The sequence below is a fragment of the Jannaschia sp. W003 genome (assembly GCF_025144335.1).
Lineage (GTDB): Bacteria > Pseudomonadota > Alphaproteobacteria > Rhodobacterales > Rhodobacteraceae > Jannaschia.
In genome coordinates this window covers 521,753-543,881 of record NZ_CP083539.1, presented here as the reverse complement: position 1 = coordinate 543,881, position 22,129 = coordinate 521,753, and the positions used below count along the sequence as shown (strand labels likewise).

20 protein-coding genes are annotated in these 22,129 nt (G+C 74.3%); 15 read left to right on the top strand and 5 right to left on the bottom strand.

The annotated features are described in order from the left end of the window. Positions 1-13 precede the first annotated feature (13 nt). Complete coding sequence (locus tag K3554_RS02525; RefSeq protein WP_409197342.1) at positions 14-520, top strand: pseudouridine synthase; 507 nt, start codon at positions 14-16, stop codon at positions 518-520. Further along, positions 517-1,086 (top strand): YdeI family protein, encoded by a 570-nt coding sequence (locus K3554_RS02520; RefSeq protein WP_259943080.1) that lies wholly within the window; start codon positions 517-519, stop codon positions 1,084-1,086. Before K3554_RS02525 ends, K3554_RS02520 begins: the two co-directional genes overlap by 4 nt. On the opposite strand, the gene K3554_RS02515 is transcribed toward K3554_RS02520, so the two are convergent. The 3 genes from K3554_RS02515 to asnB all read right to left on the bottom strand — a co-directional run bounded on the left by K3554_RS02515 (position 1,083) and on the right by asnB (position 3,774). Beyond that, on the bottom strand, positions 1,083-1,796 hold the full coding sequence (locus K3554_RS02515; protein WP_259943079.1) for a YafY family protein: 714 nt from the start codon (positions 1,794-1,796) through the stop codon (positions 1,083-1,085). The two genes, K3554_RS02520 and K3554_RS02515, sit on opposite strands and share 4 nt — an antisense overlap. Further along, entirely contained in the window at positions 1,796-2,173 is a 378-nt protein-coding gene (locus tag K3554_RS02510) for a VOC family protein (protein WP_259943077.1), read from the bottom strand. The genes K3554_RS02515 and K3554_RS02510 overlap by 1 nt, the downstream gene beginning before the upstream one ends. A 101-nt stretch (positions 2,174-2,274) precedes the next feature. Further along, the gene (gene asnB, locus K3554_RS02505) at positions 2,275-3,774 is read right to left on the bottom strand and encodes an asparagine synthase (glutamine-hydrolyzing) (RefSeq protein WP_259943075.1); all 1,500 of its coding nucleotides are present in this window, start codon (positions 3,772-3,774) and stop codon (positions 2,275-2,277) included. Positions 3,775-3,875: 101 nt separating this feature from the next. On the opposite strand from asnB, the gene K3554_RS02500 reads away from it, so the two are divergent. Next, entirely contained in the window at positions 3,876-4,217 is a 342-nt protein-coding gene (locus K3554_RS02500; RefSeq protein ID WP_259943072.1) for a hypothetical protein, read from the top strand. A gap of 31 nt (positions 4,218-4,248) precedes the next feature. Here K3554_RS02500 and K3554_RS02495 read toward each other — a convergent pair whose 3' ends face one another. Further along, positions 4,249-4,818 carry a DUF1285 domain-containing protein gene (locus K3554_RS02495; RefSeq protein ID WP_259943069.1) on the bottom strand — a complete coding sequence of 190 codons (570 nt, stop codon included), beginning with the start codon at positions 4,816-4,818 and terminating at the stop codon, positions 4,249-4,251. 67 nt (positions 4,819-4,885) lie between these two features. Between K3554_RS02495 and K3554_RS02490 the strand changes: the two genes are divergently transcribed. The 11 genes from K3554_RS02490 (at position 4,886) to K3554_RS02440 (ending at position 18,770) form a co-directional block, all read left to right on the top strand. Continuing rightward, complete coding sequence (locus K3554_RS02490; protein ID WP_259943066.1) at positions 4,886-5,887, top strand: MoxR family ATPase; 1,002 nt, start codon at positions 4,886-4,888, stop codon at positions 5,885-5,887. Beyond that, a complete protein-coding gene (locus tag K3554_RS02485) occupies positions 5,888-6,772 on the top strand; it encodes a DUF58 domain-containing protein (RefSeq protein ID WP_259943064.1) in 885 nt (294 codons plus the stop codon). After that, on the top strand, positions 6,769-9,459 hold the full coding sequence (locus tag K3554_RS02480; RefSeq protein ID WP_259943061.1) for a DUF4159 domain-containing protein: 2,691 nt from the start codon (positions 6,769-6,771) through the stop codon (positions 9,457-9,459). The genes K3554_RS02485 and K3554_RS02480 overlap by 4 nt, the downstream gene beginning before the upstream one ends. A 3-nt stretch (positions 9,460-9,462) precedes the next feature. Continuing rightward, a complete protein-coding gene (locus K3554_RS02475; protein ID WP_259943058.1) occupies positions 9,463-11,523 on the top strand; it encodes a hypothetical protein in 2,061 nt (686 codons plus the stop codon). A gap of 146 nt (positions 11,524-11,669) precedes the next feature. Continuing rightward, a complete protein-coding gene (locus tag K3554_RS02470) occupies positions 11,670-14,522 on the top strand; it encodes a monovalent cation/H+ antiporter subunit A (protein ID WP_259943055.1) in 2,853 nt (950 codons plus the stop codon). 1 nt (position 14,523) lies between these two features. Then, the gene (locus tag K3554_RS02465) at positions 14,524-14,859 is read left to right on the top strand and encodes a Na+/H+ antiporter subunit C (protein ID WP_259943053.1); all 336 of its coding nucleotides are present in this window, start codon (positions 14,524-14,526) and stop codon (positions 14,857-14,859) included. After that, entirely contained in the window at positions 14,856-16,463 is a 1,608-nt protein-coding gene (locus K3554_RS02460) for a monovalent cation/H+ antiporter subunit D (protein WP_259943051.1), read from the top strand. The genes K3554_RS02465 and K3554_RS02460 overlap by 4 nt, the downstream gene beginning before the upstream one ends. Position 16,464: 1 nt before the next feature. Next, positions 16,465-16,968: a Na+/H+ antiporter subunit E gene (locus K3554_RS02455; protein WP_259943035.1), complete on the top strand. Its 504-nt coding sequence runs from the start codon at positions 16,465-16,467 to the stop codon at positions 16,966-16,968. Continuing rightward, positions 16,965-17,252, top strand: coding sequence for a K+/H+ antiporter subunit F (locus tag K3554_RS02450; RefSeq protein ID WP_311200357.1), 288 nt, complete (start codon positions 16,965-16,967; stop codon positions 17,250-17,252). Before K3554_RS02455 ends, K3554_RS02450 begins: the two co-directional genes overlap by 4 nt. Next, a complete protein-coding gene (gene mnhG, locus K3554_RS02445) occupies positions 17,249-17,635 on the top strand; it encodes a monovalent cation/H(+) antiporter subunit G (protein ID WP_259943014.1) in 387 nt (128 codons plus the stop codon). The genes K3554_RS02450 and mnhG overlap by 4 nt, the downstream gene beginning before the upstream one ends. Positions 17,636-17,756: 121 nt before the next feature. Next, the gene (locus K3554_RS02440) at positions 17,757-18,770 is read left to right on the top strand and encodes a hypothetical protein (RefSeq protein ID WP_259943013.1); all 1,014 of its coding nucleotides are present in this window, start codon (positions 17,757-17,759) and stop codon (positions 18,768-18,770) included. Positions 18,771-18,821: 51 nt separating this feature from the next. On the opposite strand, the gene leuC is transcribed toward K3554_RS02440, so the two are convergent. After that, the gene (gene leuC, locus K3554_RS02435; protein ID WP_259943010.1) at positions 18,822-20,240 is read right to left on the bottom strand and encodes a 3-isopropylmalate dehydratase large subunit; all 1,419 of its coding nucleotides are present in this window, start codon (positions 20,238-20,240) and stop codon (positions 18,822-18,824) included. Between the two features lie 421 nt (positions 20,241-20,661). Here leuC and K3554_RS02430 point away from each other — a divergent pair, with 421 nt between their 5' ends. After that, complete coding sequence (locus tag K3554_RS02430) at positions 20,662-22,014, top strand: mechanosensitive ion channel family protein (RefSeq protein WP_259943007.1); 1,353 nt, start codon at positions 20,662-20,664, stop codon at positions 22,012-22,014. The last annotated feature ends 115 nt before the right edge of the window (positions 22,015-22,129 follow it).

Genomic DNA, 22,129 nt, shown 5'->3' with positions numbered 1-22,129 from the left:
CCTCAACAAGCCGATGAACGTGCTGTCGCAGTTCACGCCCGAGGGGCGGTGGCGGGGGTTGGCGGACTGGGTCGACGTGCCGGGGGTCTATGCCGCTGGGCGGCTGGACCGGGACAGCGAGGGGCTGCTCGTGCTGACCGACGACGGGCGGCTGCAGGCGCGGATCGCGTCGCCGCGGACCGCCACGCCGAAGGTGTACTTCGCGCAGGTGGAGGGGGCGCCGGACGCGGGCGCGGTGGAGGCGCTGCGCCGGGGCGTGGCGTTGAAGGATGGACCCACCCGGCCCGCGGAGGTGGAGGCGGTGCCGGAGCCGGACTGGCTCTGGCCGCGCGATCCGCCGGTGCGGGTGCGCCGGTCGGTGCCCGACCACTGGCTGCGCCTCGCGATCACCGAAGGACGCAACCGGCAGGTGCGGCGCATGTGCGCCCACGTGGGCCTGCCCGTCCTGCGGCTGGTGCGCTGGTCGGTGGGCGGCTGGACGCTGGAGGGCCTCGCCCCCGGCGCGTGGCGCGCGGCGTGAGCGTCGGCGACGACGGCCGCCCGCTGGTGCGCGCCCCGACGCGCGATGCGTTGCGGGCGTGGCTCGCGGAGCACCACGAGCGCCCCAACGCGGTGTGGCTCGCGGTCTGGAGCCGCGCCGACCCCATGGCGCTGCCCTGGGACGAGGCCGAGGCGGAGCTGGTCTGCTGGGGCTGGGCCGCGCGCCCGGTGCAGCCCGACGCGGGCGCCCGGCTGGTGGCGCGGCGCGACCCGGCGCGGGGGTGGCGCGAGCGCGAGAAGCGCCTCGTGGCGCGCGAGCGGCGGATGGGGCGCATGGAGCCGCCGGGCGAGATCGCCGTGGCCCAAGCGCGGGAGACCGGCACCTGGAGCCTCCTCGATCCGGTGGAGCGCGGCGTGGTGCCGCCCGACCTCGCGGACGCCCTGGGCGACCTGCGGCCCCGCTTCGACCTCTGGCCCCGCGCGGTGCGCCACGACGTGCTGGAATGGCTGATCGTCGCGCCCTCGCCCGGCACCCGTGCGCGGCGCATCGCCAACGTGGTGGACGACGTGGCCGCGAACCGCCCGCCGGCGCACCTCCTGCGCTAGCGGTCCGGGTCGCCGGCGGGGCGGGGCAGCGGGCTGTGGGGCAGGCCCCGCTCGAAGGCGGCGAGGCCGCGTTCGGGGTCGGGCGCGAAGGGCGCGCCCGCCTCCACCCCCTCCATGCGGTCGACGCGGAACACGCGGAACGCCCCGCGCAGCTCGCACCACGCCACCAGCGTCCAGACCTTGCCCCAGAACCACAGGCCGAGGGGGCGCACCGTGCGGCGAGTCGGCGCGCCCGCCTCGTCGCGGTAGCCGAACCGGACGTGCACCGCGCGCGCGCAGGCGTCCTCCAGGAGGTCGAGCCGGCCCGCGGTCTCGGGCGTCTGCTCCAGCGGTCGGAAGGCGTGGACGTGGACCGAGCCGGCGCGCGCGGCCTCGGGGTCGGGCAGCACGGCGGCGATCTTGTCGAGCGCCGCGGTCGCCGCGCGGCCCATGCGCCCGCCGCCCCAGGCGCGGATCAGCCGGGCGCCGCCGACCAGCGCCACCACCTCCTCGGCGGTGAACATGATCGGCGGCAGGTCGTAGCCCTCGCGCATCACGTAGCCGACCCCCGCCTCGCCCTCGATGGGCACGCGGTTGGCTTGGAGGTCGGCCACGTCGCGGTAGATCGTGCGGCGCGAGACCTCCAGCTCCCGCGCCAGCGCCTCGGCTGTGTGGAGCCGGCCGCCCCGCAGGATGTCGACGATCCTCAGCAGGCGGTCGGCCCGGCGCATCAGGCGGCCCGCGGCTCGAACAGGCCGACCGAGTTGCCGTCCGGATCCTCGGCGTAGAGGAACCGGCCCACCGGGATGTCGACCGGCGGGATCGGCAGCACCGTGCCCCCCGCCGCGCGCAGGCGGTCGGCGGTGGCATCGAGGCCGTCGGGCGCGTGGAGGTGGATCGTGGCGCCCGCGCCCGCGCCGGGCCGGCCGGGGTAGAGGTGGCCCGCGACGGCGTCCTCGGCGGCGACGATGGTGGCGAAGTCGTTGGTGGGGGCGGAGTCGCGCTGGAAGCTCCAGCCGAAGACGTCGCCGTAGAAGCGGCAGGCGGCGTCGAGGTCGCGGACGGGGATCTCGACCCAGACGACGGGGCGGGCGGGAAGGGAGGACATCGGTTCGGCTCCTTTGCGGGTTGATGCGCCTTCCGTGTCGCACCCCCCTGCTGACAGGGTGGTGTCAGCATGGTGCCATCCTCCTGCCGGAGCGTCGAGGATCAGTCGTTGGGCACGCGCCCGTCCTCCCAGCGGCCCGCCATCGCGAGGATGCGGTCCGGGGCCTCGAAGGCGGCGCGCAGGGTCCGCTCGTAGAGCGCGCCTTCCGCCGCCCGCGTGACCGCGCCGCCGATCAGCGCGCCGAGGGCCGCCTCGCGCGCGGCGACCACGCCCGAGCCCTCGTCGAACTGCGCCTTGGCGCGCCACACGAGGTCCGAGGGCAGGAGGTCCGCGCAGGCGCGGCGCAGGATCCACTTCTCGACCGTGCGGCCCGATGCGGGGTCGCGGCGCATCTTCAGGCTCGCGGGCAGGGTCTGTGAGAAGAGGAGGAGGTCGCGGTCGAGGAAGGGCGTGCGCGCCTCCAGCCCCACCGACATGGTCATGCGGTCCACGCGCTGAAGGTTGATGTTGTGCATGGTGCCCAAGGAGCGGGTCAGCTCCAGCGCCAGGGCCTCGGGGTCGTCGGCCATGCGGTGGTGGTAGCCGTAGCCGGCGAACAGCTCGTCGGCGCCCTCGCCCGTCAGCACGGCCTTGACGCGCTCGCGGGCGAGGCGGGCGGCGAAGAGGGTGGGGACGGCGGAGCGCACGAGGTCGACGTCGGCCGATTCCAGGTGGCGGATCACGTGGGGCAGGGCGTCCGCCACGTCCCCCGGCGTGAAGGTCGCCTCGTGGTGGTCGGAGCCGATGTGGGCGGCGACCCTGCGCGCGGCCACGAGGTCGGGGGCGCCCTCGGTGCCCACCGCGAAGGTCTTGAGGGGCGGGAGGCCGCGGGCCTGCCGCTCGCCCTGCGCCAGCGCGGCCATGATCGAGCTGTCGAGGCCCCCAGACAGGAACGCGCCCACCTCGACGTCGGCCACGGTCCACTTCGCGGCGGCGGCCTCCAGCAGGAGGCGCAGCTCCGCCGCGGCGCGTTCGGTATCGAAGCCCGGCTCGGGGCGGGCCTGCCCGGCGGGGATGCGCCACCACTGGCGGGACGCGGCGTCGGTGCTCCAGAGCGTGCCGGGGGCGATGGCCTCGACGCCCTCCACCGCCTCGCCGTCGAAGGCTTTCAGCTCCGACGCGAAGGCGAGGCCGCCTCCCATGCGCGCGACGTAGAGCGGCTTGATGCCGAGGGGGTCGCGCCCGGCCACGATGCCGTGCGGCGTGGCGAGCACGAAGGCGAACATGCCGTCGAGCCGGTCGATCCAGCGCGGCGCGCCCGTGGCGGCGAGGTGGAGGATGGTCTCGCTGTCGGAGTGGGTCGCGAACCGCGCCTCGCCCAGCTCGCGGCGCAGGGCGGCGTGGTTGTAGATCTCGCCGTTGGCGACCAGCGCGGCGCCGGTCCCGTGGATCGGCTGGCGCCCGTCCTCAGGGCCGATGATGGCGAGGCGGCAGTGGCCCAAGGTAGCGCCATGCGCCTCGGTGACCTGCAGGTCGTCGGGGCCGCGATGGGCGATGCGCTCCGTCATGCGCCGGGCCACGCTCGCGTCGCCGGTCCGCCAGAGGCACACGATGCCGCACATGGATGTCCCTCCCCCCGCCCCCACCCTAGCGGCGCCCTGCCGCATGTCACGCGCGGAACGGGGCGCGGGATGGCGCGTTCGGGCCGCAAAGGAGACCTGCCATGAGCGATCACGAAACGCAGAGCAAGGGCCACGACGCGGGCCCCAAAAAGGACGGCAAGGAGCTGGCCTATGATGCCGACACGCCGCTCGAGGAGCGCGAGGGCGCCACGGCGGCGATGCTGAAGGACGACATCTCGTCGGGGCGCACGGGCGACAAGACCGGCTTCCCCGACCCCGGCGCGGCCCCCCTGGGCACCGGCGCCGAGGCGGCCGGCACCCCCACCAGCCGCGAGCAGATGGCGACCGCGCGCCGCCAGGAGACGAAGCGGCCCGACGAGCGCTCCAGCAGCACCGAGGAGCGGCCCGTGAGCGTGAAGGGGCCGGGCGGCGACAAGGACTGACGCTCGGGGACCGAGACGCGGGGCGGACGCGCTAGCGCAGCGCGTCCGCCGCCACGATGGGGAAGAAGGCGCCGTTCGAGGCCACGCCGAACTGGCCGCCGCGCTCCTCGCCGAGCTCCACCAGCCGGTAGAAGCTCTTGCGGTCGATCAGCGCCTCCAGCCCGCGGCGCACCTCGACGTAAGGGGACGGCTCGCCGTCCTCGGCCAGCGCCACGCGGATCGGGTGCTCGGGGCCGGCGGCCACGCGGTCGCCCACGTTGGTCTCGAACACGATTGCTTCCCCCTCGCGCTCGAAGTCCACGGCCACGAAGGGCGCATCCTCGACCTGGATGCCGACCTTCTCGACGGGGGTGACGAGGTAGTGCCGCCCGTCCTCCAGCTTCAGGATCGACGAGAAGAGGCGCACCATGTTGGGGCGCCCGATCGGCGTGCCCTCGTGGATCCACGTGCCGTCGCGTTTGATGGTGATGTCGATCTCGCCGCAGTAGGGCGGATTCCAATGGTGCACGGGCGGCGCGCCGCGCTTGCCCTCCTTCGCGGCGGCCTGGGCGGCGGAGATCAGCCCGTCGGCCGACGGTGTCACGCGCTCGTGTTCGCTCATTGCCCTTTGCCCCCGAAGCTGGCTGCCATACGTGGGGTGGATGGTAGGCGGGGACGGAGAGGGCGCAATGGCCGACGAGCTTCTGGACGAGATCGAGGCGCTGGGCGAGCGGCTCGGCGAGGCGCGCCGCGCCGTGGCCACCCGCATCGTCGGGCAGGAGCGGGTGGTGGACCTGACCCTCGCCGCGATGCTGTCGGGCGGTCATGCGCTGCTGATGGGCCTGCCGGGCCTCGGCAAGACGCTGCTGGTCGAGACCCTGTCGCGGGTGCTGGGCCTCGACGGCAACCGCATCCAGTTCACGCCCGACCTGATGCCGTCCGACATCCTTGGGTCGGAGGTTCTGGAGACCGGCGAGGGCGGGGCGCGCGCGTTCCGCTACCTCGAAGGGCCGATCTTCGCGCAGCTCCTGATGGCCGACGAGATCAACCGCGCCTCGCCCCGCACCCAGTCCGCCCTCCTGCAGGCCATGCAGGAGCGCGAGGTCTCGGTCGCGGGCCAGACCCGGCCGCTGCCGCGCCCGTTCCACGTGCTCGCCACCCAGAACCCGCTGGAGCAGGAGGGCACCTATCCGCTGCCCGAGGCCCAGCTCGACCGGTTCCTGCTGCGCGTCGACGTGGCCTATCCCGACCGCGCCACGGAGCGGGCCATCGTGCTGGCCACCACCGGGGCCGAGGAGGCGGAGGCGCCGCGGATCATGGACGCCGCGCAGCTGATCGCCGCGCAGGGCATCGTGCGCCGGATGCCCGTGGGCGACGGCGTGGTGGAGGCGATCCTCGACCTCGTGCGCGCCTGCCGCCCCGATGACGAGACCGCGGACGACCACGTGCGCGCACACGTCGCCTGGGGCCCCGGCCCGCGCGCCGCGCAGGCGCTGATGCTGGCGGTGCGCGCGCAGGCGCTGCTGGAGGGACGCCTGGCCCCCTCGACCGACGACGTGGCGCGGCTGGCCCGCCCCGTGCTCCTGCACCGCATGGCGCTGAGCTTCGCCGCCCGCGCCGAGGGCGCGACGCTGGAGGCGATCATCGACGGCGCCGCGGACCGCGCCGTGCGCGCGCCCCGGGCGGCCTGATTGGCCGAGGCCCTCCATAGCGCCGCGTCGCTCCGGGCCCGGTCCGAGGGCGCGGCGGCGACGCTGCCGCCCCTGCTGATGCACGCCGAGCGGCTGGCCGCCACGGTGCTGATGGGCGAGCACGGGCGCCGCCGCGCCGGGCCCGGCGACAGCTTCTGGCAGTACCGCTCGGCCCAGCCGGGCGATGCGCGGCGCGCCATCGACTGGCGCCAGTCGGGCCGCTCCGACGGGCACTTCGTGCGCGAGACCGAGTGGCAGGCCGCGCAGACCGTGATGCTGTGGGTGGACGATGCCGCCTCGATGCGCTTCGCCGCCGGGGACCGCCCCTCGAAGCTGCGCCGCGCGCAGACGCTGGCGCTGGCGCTGGCCTCGCTCGCGGTGCGCGCGGGCGAGCGGGCGGGGCTGGCCAACCTCGCGGAGCCGCCGCGCGCGGGGCGCGCGCAGCTCCAGCGGCTGGCGGACGCGATGATGGAGGGTGGCGACGCCCCCGAGTACGGCGCGCCCCGACCGCAGGTCATGCCCATGGGGGCGCGCGCCGTGTTCCTGTCGGACTTCCTGGGCGATCCCGCGCCCGTGCGCGAGGCGCTGGCCCGCGCCGCCGACCGGGGCGTGGCGGGCGTGATGGTGCAGGTGCTCGACCCCGAGGAGGAGGCCTTTCCCTACGACGGGCGCACCGTGTTCGAGAGCATGTCCGGCGCGATCCGCTTCGAGACCCTGAAGGCCGGCGCGCTGCGCTCCGAGTACCTCGCCCGCCTCGAATCCCGCCGGGCGGAGCTGCGCGAGCTGGCGCGGCGCACCGGCTGGCGCTTCCAGGTGCACCACACCGACGCCGCCGCCGCCGCGGCGCTGCTGCATCTGCACACCGCGCTGGGGCCGCGGCGATGAGCGCGCTGGCCTTCGCCTCGCCGCTGCTGCTGCTCGGGCTGCTGGCGCTCCCCGTGCTGTGGTTCCTGCTCCGCGCGGTCCCGCCCGCGCCGATCCGCCGCCGCTTTCCGGGGATCGTGCTGCTGCTGGGTCTGCGCGACGACGAGGCGCAGGTGGCGACCACGCCGTGGTGGCTGCTGCTCCTGCGGATGCTGGCGCTCGCGGCCGTGATCGTGGGCTTTGCCGGGCCGATCCTGAACCCGCGCGCGGCCGGTACCGGGTCGGGGCCGCTGCTCGTGGTGATGGACGCCTCCTGGGCCTCCGCGCGGGACTGGCCCGCGCGGATGGAACGGGTCGAGGGCCTCCTGCGCGATGCCGCCCGTGCCGGGCGGGTGGCGGCCGTTCTGCCACTTACCGATCCGCTGCCCGAGGAGATCCCGTTCCAAGCGGCGGATGCGTGGATCGAGCGCCTGCCCTCGATCCTGCCCCGCCCCTGGGCGCCGGACTACGAGGCCCTCGCCGCGCTGGATACCGGCGGCGCGGAAGTGGTGTGGTTCTCCGACGGGCTGGCGCGCGAGGGGCGCGACGCCGCCGACGCGCGCGTGATCGAGAGCGGGCGCCCGATCCTGGCGCTCACGCCGCCCGCCTACGAGGACGGGGCGATCGCGCTGACCGCCCGGCGGGTGGGCGACGATGCGGCCCGCGAGGTGCCCCTGCGCGCGGTCGGCCCCGGCCCGAACGGCGCGCCCGCCGAGCTGGGGACGGCCATCGCCCGCTTCGAGGCGGGGAACGCCGAGGCCGCGGTCGAGCTGATCTTGCCGCCCGAGCTGCGCAACCGCGTGGCCCGCTTCGAGGTGGTTGCCGAGCGCTCCGCCGGCGCCGTGACGCTGGCCGACGACAGCCTCGCGCGGCGCGAGGTGGCGCTGCTGACGCAAGCGGAAGAGGAGCGGGACGACCTGCTCGATCCCCTGTTCTACCTGCGCCGCGCGCTGGCCCCCACGGCCGACCTGATCGAGGGCGACCTCGACACGATCCTGCCCGCGAACCCGGACGTCCTCGTGATGGCCGACGTGGCGCGCCTGTCGCCCGCCGAGGCCGAGCGCGTGGCGGCGTGGGTGGACGGCGGAGGCCTGCTCCTGCGCTTCGCCGGCCCGAACCTCGCCGCCTCGGACACCGCGCGCGACGCCGAGGAGCCGCTCCTGCCGGTGCGCCTGCGGGCGGGCGGGCGCTCGGTGGGCGGGACCCTGAGCTGGGGCGAGCCGCGGGGGCTGCGGCCCTTCGCGGAGGACAGTCCCTTCTTCGGCCTCGCCATCCCCGGGGACGTGACGGTGGAGAGCCAGGTCGTGGCCCAGCCCGACCCCACGCTCGCCGCGCGCGCCATCGCGGCACTTGAGGACGGCACGCCGCTGGTCACGCGCAAGGCGCTGGGCGAGGGGCAGGTGGTGCTGTTCCACGTCACCGCCAACGCCGAGTGGTCGACGCTGCCCCTTTCGGGCCTGTTCGTGCAGATGCTGGAGCGGCTCGCCGTCTCGACCCGTCCCTCCGCCCCGGACCTGGAGGCGCTGGAGGGCACGACCTGGACGCCGCGCACCGTGCTCGACGGCTTCGGCACGGCGCGCGACGCGGGCGACCTGCCGGGCCTGCCGGGCGAGGCGCTGCTGGAGCCCGTGGGCCCCGACCTCGCGCCGGGCGTCTACGAGGGGCCGGGGCAGAGCCTCGCCGTGAACGTCGTGGCGCGCGGCGCCGAGCTGCGGGCGGCGCGCTACCCCGCCGGCACTTCGGTGGAACGGCTCAGCGTCGAGGAGGAGACCCCGCTGATGCCGTGGCTGCTGGCCCTCGCGCTGGTTCTCCTCGCCGCCGACGCGGTGGCCTCGCTCGCGCTGGGCGGGCGCCTGCGCCGCGGGGCCGTGGCCGCCACCGTGCTGCTGGCCCTCGCGGTGGCCCCCGAGGCGCGGGCGCAGGAGGCGCTGGCCGTGCCGACCGACGTGGCGCTGGCCTACGTGCGGACGGGCGACGCGCGGCTGGACGACGTCTCCGAGGCGGGCCTCCGGGGCCTGTCGCAGACCCTGACCCAGCGAACCAGCGTCGAGCCCGAGGCGCCGCGCGGCGTGGACCTCGAGACCGACGAGCTGGCCTTCTTCCCGCTGCTCTACTGGCCCGTGACGGCCGAGCAGCCGATCCCGTCCGCCGAGGCCTACGCCCGCCTCAACCGCTACCTGCGCGGCGGCGGCATGATCGTGTTCGACACCCGCGACGCCGACCTGGGCGGCTTCGGCTCCTCCTCGCCCGCGAGCCAGCGCCTGCGCGACCTGGCCGCCCCCCTCGACGTGCCGCCGCTGGAGCTGCTGCCCGCCGACCACGTGCTGACGCGCGCCTTCTACCTCCTGCAGGACTTCCCGGGCCGCCACGCCTCGCGCGACGTCTGGGTCGAGGCCGCGCCCGCCACCGAGGCCGTGCCGGGCATGCCGTTCCGCAACCTCAACGACGGCGTGACCCCGGTGCTGATCGGCGCCAACGACTGGGCCTCGGCCTGGGCCGTGGACGAGCGGGGCCGCCCCCTCCTGCCCATCGGCGCGGGCTTCGCGGGCGAGCAGCAGCGCGAGATCGCCCTGCGCTTCGGCGTGAACCTCGTGATGCACGTGCTCTCGGGCAACTACAAATCCGATCAGGTGCACGTGCCCGCCCTGCTCGACCGGCTGGGGAACTAGGCCATGGCCCGCGAGATCGTCCTCGACCCGATGCTGCCCTGGTGGCTGATCGCCGCCGTGGCGGGCCTCGGCCTCCTCTCCGTGGCGCTGGCCGCGTGGCGCCGCCTGCCGGGCTGGTGGCTGCGCGGGCTGGCCGTCGCGGCCCTTGGCTTGGCCCTTGCCGACCCGTCGCTCAAGACCGAGGCGCGCGAGCCGCTCACCGACATCCTGCTGGTCGCCGTGGACCGGAGCGCGTCGCAGACGCTGTCGGACCGCGGCGCGCAGACCGACGCCGCCCTCGCGGACCTCCTCGCGGAGGCCGAGCGCGAGGGGCTGGACGTGCGCGTGGCGCCCGTGGGCGACGGCGAGGGCGACGCCGGCACCCTGGCTATGGCCGCGCTGGACGGGCTGCTGGCCGAGGTGCCCCGCGACCGCGTGGCCGGCGCGGTGCTGGTGTCCGACGGGCGCGTCCATGACGCCGCGCTGGCGCCCGACCTGCCCGCGCCGCTGCACCTCCTGCGCACGGGCCGGGCCGCGGACTGGGACCGGCGGCTCGTGATCCGCAACGCGCCGGCCTTCGCGATCCTCGACGAGGAATTCACGATCACCCTGCGGATCGAGGACGAGGGCGCGGTGCCCGCGGGCCTCGGGCCCATGGCCGACATCGTGCTCGCCGTGGACGGCGGCCAGCCGCGCACCTACCGCGTGCCCGTGGGCGAGGACCTGGAGCTGCCTATCGTGCTGCCCCACGGCGGGCTCAACGTCATGGAGTTCCGCCTGCCCGAGGCGCCGGGCGAGCTGACGGACCGCAACAACGCCCAGATCGTGCAGATCAACGGCGTGCGCGACCGCCTGCGCGTGCTGCTGGTCTCGGGCGAGCCCCATCCCGGCCAGCGCACCTGGCGCAACCTCCTGAAGTCGGACGCCGCCGTGGACCTCGTGCACTTCACGATCCTGCGGCCCCCCGGCAAGCAGGACGGCGTGCCCGTCACCGAGCTGTCGCTGATCGCCTTTCCGACGCGCGAGCTCTTCTCCGAGAAGATCGACGAGTTCGACCTCATCATCTTCGACCGCTACCAGCGCCGCGGCATCCTGCCGTCGATCTACCTCGACAACGTGCGCGCCTACGTCGAGGGCGGCGGCGCGCTGCTGATCGCCGCCGGTCCCGACTACGCGACCGCCGACAGCATCTACCGCTCGCCGCTGGCCGACATCCTGCCCGCCGCGCCCACCGCGCGCGTGATCGACGCGCCCTTCCTGCCCGCGATCTCGGAGTTGGGCGAGAAGCACCCCGTCACCGAGGGCCTGCCGGACGGCTTCGGCGAGGACGGCGCGCCCTGGGGCCGCTGGTTCCGCCAGGTCGAGGTCGAGGCGCTGCCCGGTGCGCAGGTCGCCATGACCGGCGACGAGGACCAGCCGCTGCTGGTGCTCGACCGCGTGAAGGCCGGGCGCGTGGCGCTGCTGGGCTCCGACCACGTGTGGCTCTGGGACCGGGGCGTCGAGGGGGGCGGGCCGCAGGCCGAGCTGCTGCGCCGCCTCGCGCACTGGCTGATGGGCGAGCCGGAGCTGGAGGAGGAGGCGCTGACCGCGAGCGCGCTGGGCCAGGAGATCACCGTGACGCGCCGCACGCTCGAGGGGCCGCCGGGACCGCTCGCCGTGACCGCGCCCGACGGCACCGAGACCGAGCTGGCGCTGGAGGAGGAGGCGCCGGGGCGCTTCAAGGCGCGTCTCGTCGGGGCGGAGCAGGGTCTCTACCGCTTCCGCGAGGGCGAGCGCACCGCCGTGATCGGCCTCGGCCCCGCCGCGCCGCGCGAGTTCGAGCGGACCATCGCGACCGACGCCGAGATGGCCCCGGCGCTGGAGGCCACGGGCGGCGGCGCGCTCGCCGTGGAGGCCGGCGCGCCCGACCTGCGCGCGGTGCGCGCGGGCGGCACCGCCGCGGGGCGCGGCTGGCTGGGCTACGTGCCGCGCGGCGCCTACCTCACCGCCGACGTGCGCCTCCTGTCGCTGGTGCCGCCCTGGCTGTTCCTCCTGCTGGCCGCGGGCCTCGCCACGCTGGCCTGGCTGCGCGAGGGGCGCGGCTAGGCCTCCGCTCGGGCGTGGCCTTCCCCGCGCGATCCCGCTAGGGGGATCGCGCCCCCCGGCGGCTTGCGGACCGGGGCAAACATCCCGATGCTCGCGCACGGCCCCGCCGGGGTCGAACCGACTGCGCCAGAGACCCCGGAGTTCGCGTGTCCCTTCTCCTGATCGTCGCGCTGCCCTTCCTCGGGGCGCTGCTGCCCGGCCTGATGAACGGCGCGGGCCGCAAGGTCTGCGCGCGCGTCACCTTCACGGTCACGCTGGCCGCCTTCGTCGGACTGCTGACCACGCTGCCCGACGTGCTCGCGGGCACGCCGGTGCTGTGGCGCGCGGAGTGGATCCCGCAACTGGGTCTCAACTTCACGCTGATGCTGGACCCGCTGGGCTTCTTCTTCGCCGCCCTGATCCTCGGCATCGGCCTCCTGATCATCGCCTACGCGCGCCACTACCTCAGCCGCGACGACAACATGGGCGAGTTCTTCACCTACCTGCTGCTGTTCCAGGGCGCGATGGTGGGCATCGTGCTGAGCGACAACGTCCTGCTGCTGCTGGTCTTCTGGGAGCTGACCTCGCTGTCGTCGTTCCTGCTGATCGGCTACTGGAAGCACCTGCCCGAGGGCCGCCAGGGCGCGCGCATGGCGCTGACCGTCACGGGCATGGGCGGGCTGGCCCTCGTCGGGGGCATGCTGCTCCTGGGCCGCATCGCGGGCTCCTACGACCTGAGCGTGATCCTCCAGTCGCGCGAGGCGATCCAGGCCTCGCCGCTCTACGTGCCCGCGCTGCTGCTGATCCTGCTGGGCTGCTTCACCAAGTCGGCGCAGTTCCCGTTCCACTTCTGGCTGCCCCACGCCATGGCCGCGCCCACGCCGGTGTCGGCCTACCTCCATTCGGCGACCATGGTGAAGGCGGGGCTGTTCCTGCTCGCGCGCCTCTGGCCGGTGCTGTCGGGCACGCCGGAGTGGTTCGCGCTCGTCACCGGGGCGGGGCTGGTGACGATGGTGCTGGGCGCCGCCATCGCCCTCTTCAAGCACGACTTGAAGGCGCTCTTGGCCTTCTCCACCGTCAGCCACCTCGGGCTCATCACCATGCTGCTCGGCACCGGCACGGCGTTCGGCGCCATGGCGGCGGTCTTCCACATCCTGAACCACGCCACTTTCAAGGCCGCGCTCTTCATGTCCGCCGGCATCATCGACCACGAGACCGGCACCCGCGACGTCCTGCGCCTCGGCGGCCTGCGGCGGCTCATGCCGATCACCTTCGCGATCGCCACGCTCGCCGCGCTGTCGATGGCGGGCATCCCTCTGCTGAACGGCTTCGTCTCCAAGGAGATGATGCTCGAGGAGGCGCTCCACACCACGCTCTTCGGCCTGCCCTGGCTGGTGCCGGTGCTGGCGGGGCTCGGCTCGCTGTTGTCGGCGGCCTACTGCTTCCGCTTCGTCGGCCACACCTTCCTCGGCCCCGTGCGCGACGACTACCCCGCCCATCCCCACGATCCCGGCCCCGGCCTCTGGCTGCCGCCCGCGATCCTGGTGGTGCCGGTGGTGGTCTTGGGCGTCGCGCCGTTCCTGGCCGAGCCCTTCGTGAAGCTGGTCACCGCCGCCGTGCTGGGCGGCGCCGCCGAGGTGCCCGACGCCCACCTCGCGGTGTGGCACGGGCTGGTGCCCGCGCTGTGGGTGTCGATCATCGCGGTGGCCGGCGGCCTCGCGCTGCTCTGGGCGTACAGCCCCGCGCTGCGCCTCTGGGACCGCTCGCCGCGCCCCGAGGCCAAGCGGCTGTTCGACGGCGTGATCCGGGGCGCGGTGCGCGCCGCCCGCGGCGCGGTCCTCCCCCTCCACGACGGCGCCTTCACTCGCTACGCCGCGGTGTTCGCGGTGGCCGTGGTGGCGCTGGGCCTCCACGCCTTCCTTTCGGGCACCGTCGCGCCCCCGACGCGGGCGCTCCAGGTGCCGTCGGTGGTCCACGTCGCGGGCTGGGCGATGCTGGTGGCGGCCGCCGCCGGGCTGGTCTTCCTCCACCGCAGCCGCCTCCTGTCGCTGATCCTGATCGGCATCGTCGGCCTGATGGTCACCGCGGGCTTCGTGCTGTTCTCGGCGCCCGACCTCGCCATGACGCAGCTCACGGTCGAGGTGGTGACGATCATCCTCCTGCTGCTCGCCCTCAACTTCCTGCCCAACCACACCCCGCGCGAGAGCGGTGCGGCCCGCCGGGTCCGCGACGCCGCCATCGCCGTCGCCGGGGGCGCGGCCACGGCGGCGCTGTCGTGGCACTACCTCCTGCGCGACGCGGTGGCGCCGCCGATCTCGGGCTTCCACCTCGCCAACAGCTACGAGGGCGGCGGCGGCACCAACGTCGTGAACGTGATCCTCGTGGACTTCCGCGGCTTCGACACCTTCGGCGAGATCATCGTGCTCTCGATCGCGGCCGTCCTGATCTACGCCCTGACCGAGGCGCTGCTGGGCGGCCCGGTGCGCGCGCGCCTGCTGCACCGCCGTCCCGACCAGCCGCGCGCGGGCGGGCGCCACCCGATCCCGATGGTGATGGTGACCCGCGTGATGATGCCGGTGGTGCTGGTGGTGGCGCTCTACGTCTTCTGGCGCGGCCACAACGAGCCGGGCGGCGGCTTCATCGCCGGCCTGATCGTCGCCATCGCCTTCGTGATGCAGTACATGGCCAGCGGCTTCGCCTGGACCTCGGCGCGGCTGCGCTACCCCTACCACGGCGTGATCGGCGCGGGCGTGCTGGTGGCGGGGCTGACGGGCATCGGCTCGTGGTTCTTCGGCGCGCCGTTCCTCTCGTCGGCCTTCACCTACGTGCGCATCCCGCCTTTCGAGAAGTTCGAGCTGGCCACCGCCGCGCTGTTCGACGTGGGCGTGCTGCTCGCGGTCGTCGGCGCGGTGATGCTGTCGCTCGAGAGCTTCTCGCGCCTCGCCCGGCGCGCCCACGACCCGGAGGACGAGCACCCCATGGAGATCGACCCATCCCGCGACGCGGCCGGGGAGGCCTGACGTGGAGCTTCTCGTCGCATCCGGCATCGGCGTCCTGACCGCCGCGGGCCTCTACCTCGTGTTGCGCCTGCGCACCTTCCCGGTGATTCTGGGCACCTCGCTGCTGACCTACGCGGTGAACGTGTTCCTGTTCGCCTCGGGGCGCCTCGTGGTGGGCGCGCCGCCGATCCTCGGGGACGCCGCGCGCTACACCGACCCGCTGCCGCAGGCGCTGGTGCTGACCGCCATCGTGATCTCGTTCGGCATGACCGCGGTGGTGGTGATGATCGCCCTCGGCGCCTTCCTCCACGCCGACGACGACCGGGTCGACGACCCCGCCCCGGAGGACGCCCCGTGAGCCACTGGTCCGTCGTCCCCATCGTCCTGCCGGCCTTCCTAGCCTCGTTCATCATCCTGGCCGCGCGCCACCACGTCGCGATCCAGCGCGTGGTCTCGGTGGGCGGCACCGCGGTGCTCCTTCTGCTGTCGGTCGCCCTTGCGTGGGAGGCCTCGGACGGCACCGTGACGCTCTACCGCCTGGGCGACTGGGCGGCGCCCTTCGGCATCGTGCTGGTGGCCGACCGCCTCTCGACGCTGATGCTGGTGCTGACCTGCGCGCTGGCCCTGCCGGTCCTGCTGTATGCGGTCGGGTCCGGGTGGGACGCCCGCGGCAAGCACTTCCACGCGCTGTTCCAGTTCCAGCTCATGGGCATCCTCGGCGCGTTCCTGACGGGCGACCTGTTCAACCTCTTCGTGTTCTTCGAGGTGCTGCTGATCGCCTCCTACGGGCTGATGATCCACGCGGGCGGCACGGCGCGGCTGCGGGCGGGCACGCAGTACGTGCTCTACAACCTCCTTGGCTCCACGCTCTTCCTGTTCGCGATGGGCGCACTCTACGCCGAGACCGGCACGCTCAACATGGCCGACCTCGCCGGGCGCGTGGCGCTGATCGGGCCCGAGGGGACCGCGGGCATCCGCGTCGCCGCGGTGCTGCTGCTGCTCGTATTCGCGGTGAAGGCGGCGCTGGTGCCGCTGCACTTCTGGCTGCCATCCAGCTACGCCGAGGCGCCTGCGCCCGTGGCGGCCCTCTTCGCGATCATGACCAAGGTGGGGGCCTACAGCATCATCCGGGTCTTCACGCTGATCTTCCCGCCGGGGCTGGAGGCCACCGCCGGGCTGCACGGCGCGTGGCTGCTGCCCCTCGCCCTCGTCTCCGTGGCGGTGGGCATGGTGGGCGTCCTGGCGGCGCGGCGGCTGGACCGGCTGGTGGCCTTCGCGGTGATCGGCTCCATGGGCATGGTGATGACGGCGATCTCGCTGTTCACCGCCGCCGGCATTTCGGCTGCGCTCTACTACGTCGTCCACTCCACGCTGGCGGCGGGGGCGCTGTTCCTCGTCGTCGACCTCGTGGCCGGGGGGCGCGGGCAGGACGACACGGCGGCCGACGTCGTGCCGCGCGCCGGGGCCACGCGCACCGCCGCGCTGTTCTTCGCCGCCGCGATCGCCATGGTGGGCCTGCCGCCGCTGTCGGGCTTCATCGGCAAGCTGCTGATCCTCGACGCCGCCTTCGGGCGGCCCGGCGCGGTCTGGGTCTGGGCCGTGGTGCTCGGCACCAGCCTCGTGGCGATGGTGGGCTTCGCGCGCGCGGGCTCGGCGGTGTTCTGGCGCGGCCGCGCGGTGCGCGCGGCGGACGTGCCCGCGGACCCCGGCGCGCCCGTCGAAGCCGAAGCGCCCGCCGCGGACCCCCGCCCCGCGCCCCCCGCGCTCGGCTTCGCGGCGGTGGGGATGCTGGTGGCGCTGCTGGTGCTCCACACCGCCTTCGCCGGTCCCATCACCGCCTACGCGGACGCGGTGTCGCGCCAGCTCCTGACCCCCACGCGCTACGTCGCCACCGTGCTGGAGACGCCGGGCCGCCTCTGGGACCCCGCCGCCGCCCGCGTCCCGACCGAGGGAGACCGCTGACATGGCCCGCTCCGCGCTGCGCCGCCTCCTGCCGCACCCGCTGCTGACGCTGCTGCTCACGCTGGTGTGGATCCTGCTGCAGCCGGGCTTCTCGGCCGGCATGGCGGTGGTGGGGCTGATCCTCGGCATCCTCGTCCCCGTCCTCACCGCGCCGTGGTGGCCCGACCGGCCGCGGCGCGTCCGGCTTCTGCCGCTGCTGGGCTACGTGTTCCTGGTGATCTGGGACATCGCGGTGGCCAACGTGCAGGTGGCCTGGATCGTGCTCACCAAGAGCAACGCCGCGATGCGCCCCGCCTGGGTGGTGATCCCGCTCGACCTGCGCCAGCCCGAGGCGATCGCGGTGCTGATGGGCACCATCACGCTGACGCCCGGCACCGTCTCGGCGGACCTGTCCGAGAGCGGGCGCTTCCTGCTCGTCCACGCCCTCGACGCGCCCGACCCCGACGGGGTGCGCGACGACATCAAGCACCGCTACGAGCGCCGCCTCCGGGAGATCTTCGAATGACCCTTGCCGCCGACCTCCTGCGCTGGACCCTCTTCGCCGCCTTCGCGGGCACCGCGCTCGCGCAGATCATGGCCATGGTGCGCCTGTGGATCGGGCCCTCCACCGCGGACCGTATCCTCGCGCTCGACACCATGTTCATCAACGCCCTCGGGCTGATCGTGCTGCTGGGCATCGCGCAGGGCACCGCGATCTACTTCGAGGCGACCCTCATCATCGCCATGCTCGGCTTCGTCTCCACTGTGGCCTACGCGCGCTTCGTCCTGCGCGGGGACGTGATCGAATGACCCTCGATACCCTCGTCCTCCTGGCGATCGCGCTGTGCCTCCTGGTGGGGCTTGTCTTCACGCTCGTGGCCGCGATCGGCCTCCTGAAGCTCGACGACCCCATGACCCGCCTCCATGCCCCCACCAAGGCGGGCACGCTGGGCACCGGCTCGTTCCTGCTGGCCGCCATGATCCACGCCCTCGCCACCGGGGGCAGCGCGCTGCACGAGCTGCTGATCATGGCGTTCCTGTTCGTGACCGCGCCGGTCTCGGCCAACTTCCTGGCCCGCGTGAACATCCACCAGAGCACCTGCGCGCCGCCGCCCGCGCCGCCGGGCGAGACCTGGTCCACGCTCGACGTGCCCGAGGCCGACCGCGACATCGAGGCCGGCCCCCCGGTCTGATCCGCAGGCCCCGGTCCGGGCGCATGGACGCGGATCCGTCCCGGAATCGGTCCGCCGGAAACAGGGTGTTGCCCCATTCGCGACAGAGCCGTCCGGCATCACGGTCCCCGGAGGACCCGACATGCCCGACACTCACGCCACGCCCGAGACGACCCCCGCGACCGACGACTTCTTCGACCTGGTGGACCCCCCCGCCGCCGTTCCCGCCGCCGAGCGGCGCACCCGGCGCCTCGCCGCCGTCGGGGTGACCGCGCTGGTCCTCGCGCTCGGCGCGGGCGTCGGCGCGGGCCTCATGGCCCCCTGGCCCTCCGCCGCCCCGGTGGCGGAGGGGGTCGCCGTGCTGCCGCCCGTGGTGGAGCGCGCCGCCGCGGCGCTGCCCCCGGCGCCCGCCGTCCGCGAGGCCGCCGTGGCGCCCGCGCCGCGGGCCGTGGCGCCGGTCTCGCTGTCGGCGCCGGTTCCCGACGCCGCGGGCATCGTGCGCATGACCGCCGCGATCTGCGACGTCGCGGTGGAGGCCGCGCCCATCGCCGCCGCCACGGTGGAGCTGTCGATCCGCGCCGCCTGCGACCCCGGCGCCCGGCTCGAGGTCTCCCACGACGGCATCGCCATCACCGCCGCGCTCGACGCGGGCGGGCGCGCGGTGCTGGAGATGCCCGCGCTGAGCGAGGCGCCGCGCTACGCGGTGGCGGTGGACGGCCACGATCCGGTCGAGGTGCGGCACGCGCCGCTGGACCTGCCGGGCTACGCGCGGGCGATGCTGGTGATGGACGCCGCCGCGGGACTGGAGCTCCATGCCTTCGAGCGCGGCGCCGCCTGGGGCGAGCGCGGCCATGTCGGCCCCCTCAGCCCCGGGATCCGGCCCCACGCCCTGTCCGGGCGGGGCGGCTTCCTGCAGGAGCTGGGGACCGCCGCCACCGGCGGCCGGATGGCGATGATCTACACCGCGCCCGCGGACCTTCCCGTGGAGTTGTCGGTGGATGCCGTGGTGACCGAGGCGAACTGCGGCCGCGACATCGAGGCCACCGCGATCCGCGCCGTGCCCGGCGCCGCGCCGCGGGCGACGCCGATCCGCGTCGCCATGCCCGGCTGCGACGCCGTGGGCGAGGTGGTGATGCTGGGCGCCCTGCCGGGCTGAGCGAGGGCGGCGGCGCCCCCCGGACCCCGCGGTCCGGGGGGCGCCGCCGTGTCAGGCGTCGGCGCCCATCATCTCGCGCACGTCCGTCAGGCGCCCGGTGATCGCCGCCGCCGCCGCCATCGCCGGCGACATCAGGTGCGTGCGCCCGCCGCGGCCCTGGCGTCCCTCGAAGTTGCGGTTCGAGGTCGCCGCGCAGCGCTCGCCGGGGGCGAGCTGGTCGGGGTTCATGGCCAGGCACATGGAGCAGCCCGCGAGGCGCCACTCGAAGCCCGCGGCCTTGAAGATGTCCGCCAGCCCCTCCTCCTCGGCCTGCGCGCGCACGAGGCCCGAGCCGGGCACCACCATGGCGCGGATGCCCTCCTTGACCTTGTGCCCCCGCAGGATCTCGGCGGCGGCGCGCAGGTCCTCGATCCGGCCGTTTGTGCACGACCCGATGAACACCGTGTCGATCGGCACCTCGCGCAGCGGCGTGCCGGGCTTGAGCCCCATGTACTCCAGCGAGCGCTTCGCGGCGGCGACCTTGCCGCCCCGGAAGTCCTCGGGCGAGGGCACGGCGGCGGTGATCGGCAGCACGTCCTCGGGCGAGGTGCCCCAGGTCACCACCGGCGCGATGTCCTCGCCGCGGATGGTGACGACCTTGTCCCAGTGGGCATCGTCGTCGGAGCGAAGCGTCTTCCACCAGTTGAGGGCAGCCTCCCACTGCGCGCCCTTCGGCGCGTGGGGGCGGCCCTTCACGTAGGCGAACGTCGTCTCGTCGGGGGCGATGAGGCCGGCGCGGGCGCCGCCCTCGATGGCCATGTTGCAGACCGTCATGCGGCCTTCCATCGACAGCGCGCGGATCGCCTCGCCGCAGTACTCGATCACGTAGCCGGTGCCGCCCGCGGTCCCGGTGTGGCCGATCACCGACAGGGTGATGTCCTTGGCGGTGACCCCGGGGGCGAGGCGGCCGGTGATCTCGACCTTCATGTTCCGCGATTTGCGCTGGATCAGCGTCTGGGTGGCGAGCACGTGCTCCACCTCCGAGGTGCCGATGCCGTGGGCGAGCGCGCCGAAGGCGCCGTGGGTGGCGGTGTGGCTGTCGCCGCAGACCACGGTCATGCCCGGCAGCGTCCAGCCCTGCTCGGGGCCGACGATGTGCACGATGCCCTGACGGACGTCCGACACCGGGTAGTAGTGGATGCCGAACTCCTTGGCGTTGCGGTCGAGCGCCTCGACCTGGATGCGGCTGTCCTCGGTCATGGTGGAGGCGTCCGCGCGGTCGAGCGTGGTGGGCACGTTGTGGTCGGGCACCGCGATGGTGCGCTCGGGCGCGTGGACGCCGCGTCCCGCCATGCGCAGGCCCTCGAAGGCCTGCGGCGAGGTCACCTCGTGGACTAGGTGGCGGTCGATGTAGAGCAGCGCGGTGCCGTCCTCGGCCTCGTGCACGAGATGGGCGTCCCAGATCTTGTCGTAGAGCGTCTTGCCGGCCATGGCGGCGTCCTCCGGATGGAGTGGAAGGGGGGAGTGGGGGCGGGGGGCGCCGCCTAGAGCCGCGCGAGCACGGACCGCCGGGCGCCGTGGAAGCGCCAGGGCAGGAAGTCGCGGTCGCTCAGGTCATGCACCCGTCTCATAGCGCCGACCGATCTACGCCCCGTGGGCCCCGGCGGCAAGGCGCGGTGGAGAGGCTAGGGTGGCAGGGGGCTCTGCCCCCGCCGCCTTCGGTGGCTCCCCCGAGGTATTTTCGAAACGAAGACCGAGGGGGCTGGGCAACCTTGCCCACGAGGGGGCCGGGCGGTGCGGCGGATCGCGCGGGACGGGAGCGCCATGCCGCCGGCGGAAGCGGCGGGCGATCTCGCCGGGTGCGCGCTCGCGCGCGGTTGCGCGGGGCGGGCGGGCGCAGCAAGAGTGCCGCATGGACCCCGCCCTCCAGGATCTCGTGCCGCTGGCCGAGCAGCTCTCGCTCCTGTGGACCCGCGCCACGCTGTTCGCGGACGACCTCCTGCGGCCGCGCAACCTGTGGCAGCTGCTGATCCTCGCCTTCGTGGCGCTCGCCGCCCTCGGGCTTCGGCACGTGCTGGCGGCGCGGATGACCGAGTGGATGCGCGGGCTCACGCACCGGCCCAAGTGGCAGCTCCGCGCGCTGGTGATCCTGCGCAACCGGCTGGGGCTGATCTCCTTCGCGGCGCTCGCCTGGGTGGCCTACCTCGTCGCGTTCGAGACGATGCGCTGGCCCACGCAGTACCGCCTGCTGCAGCTGGCCGCGACCATCGGCACCGCCTGGGTGGTGGTGGCCTTCCTCACGCGGCTGGTGCGCAACCCGTTCCTGCGCCGCATCGTGGCCTGGGGCCTGTGGATCTGGGTCACGCTGTTCTACCTCGGGCTGCTCGACGAGACCGAGGCCGCGCTCGACGGGCTGGCCGTTCAGATGGGCGGCATCCGCATCTCGGTCTGGAGCGCCATCAGCGCCTTCGCCCTGATCCTCGTGCTCTTCGCGGCCGCGCGCTTCGTCTCCACGGCCTCGGCCGCGCGCGTGACCCGCAACGAGGACCTCAGCCCCTCGATGCGGGTGCTCGTGGTCAAGATGCTCCAGATCGTTCTCTACGCGGGCGCGTTCTTCCTGGGGCTGAAGGCGGTGGGCGTGGACCTCACGGGCCTCGCCGTCCTCTCGGGCGCCATCGGCGTGGGCCTAGGCTTCGGCCTGCAGAAGGTGATCTCGAACCTCGTGTCGGGGGTGATCATCCTCCTCGACAAGTCGATCAAGCCCGGCGACGTGATCTCGATCGGCGACACCTTCGGCTGGGTCACCACGCTGACCGCGCGCTACGTCTCGATCACCACGCGCGACGGCAAGGAGTACCTGATCCCGAACGAGGACCTCATCACCGGGCAGGTGGTGAACTGGTCGCACTCCAACGACCTCGTGCGCCTCGACATCTTCTTCGGCACCGCCTACGGCGACGACCCCCATCTGGTGCGCCGCACGGCGATCGCGGCCGCCAAGGGGGTGGGGCGGGTGCTCTCGGCCAAGGCGCCGGTGTGCCACATCGTCGGCTTCGGCGACTCCAGCGTGGACTACATCCTGCGCTTCTGGATCGCCGACCCCACCGAGGGCCTGACCAACATCCGCGGCAACGTCTACCTCGCCCTGTGGGACGCGTTCCAGGCGGAGGGCATCTCGATCCCGTTCCCGCAGCGCGAGGTGCGGATGCTCGGCGGGGACGGGGACGCGGGCGAGCGGGCCGAGGGGGGCTCGCGAGTGTCGTAGCGGCAACACGCCCCGGGCGATGTGATTGAGCGCACGTAATTTTCCCCGCCGGGGCGCCGGATCGGAGCTAATGGCCGCGCGCCCGGGGGGGGCGCGTTACCAGTCAAGGATTTCT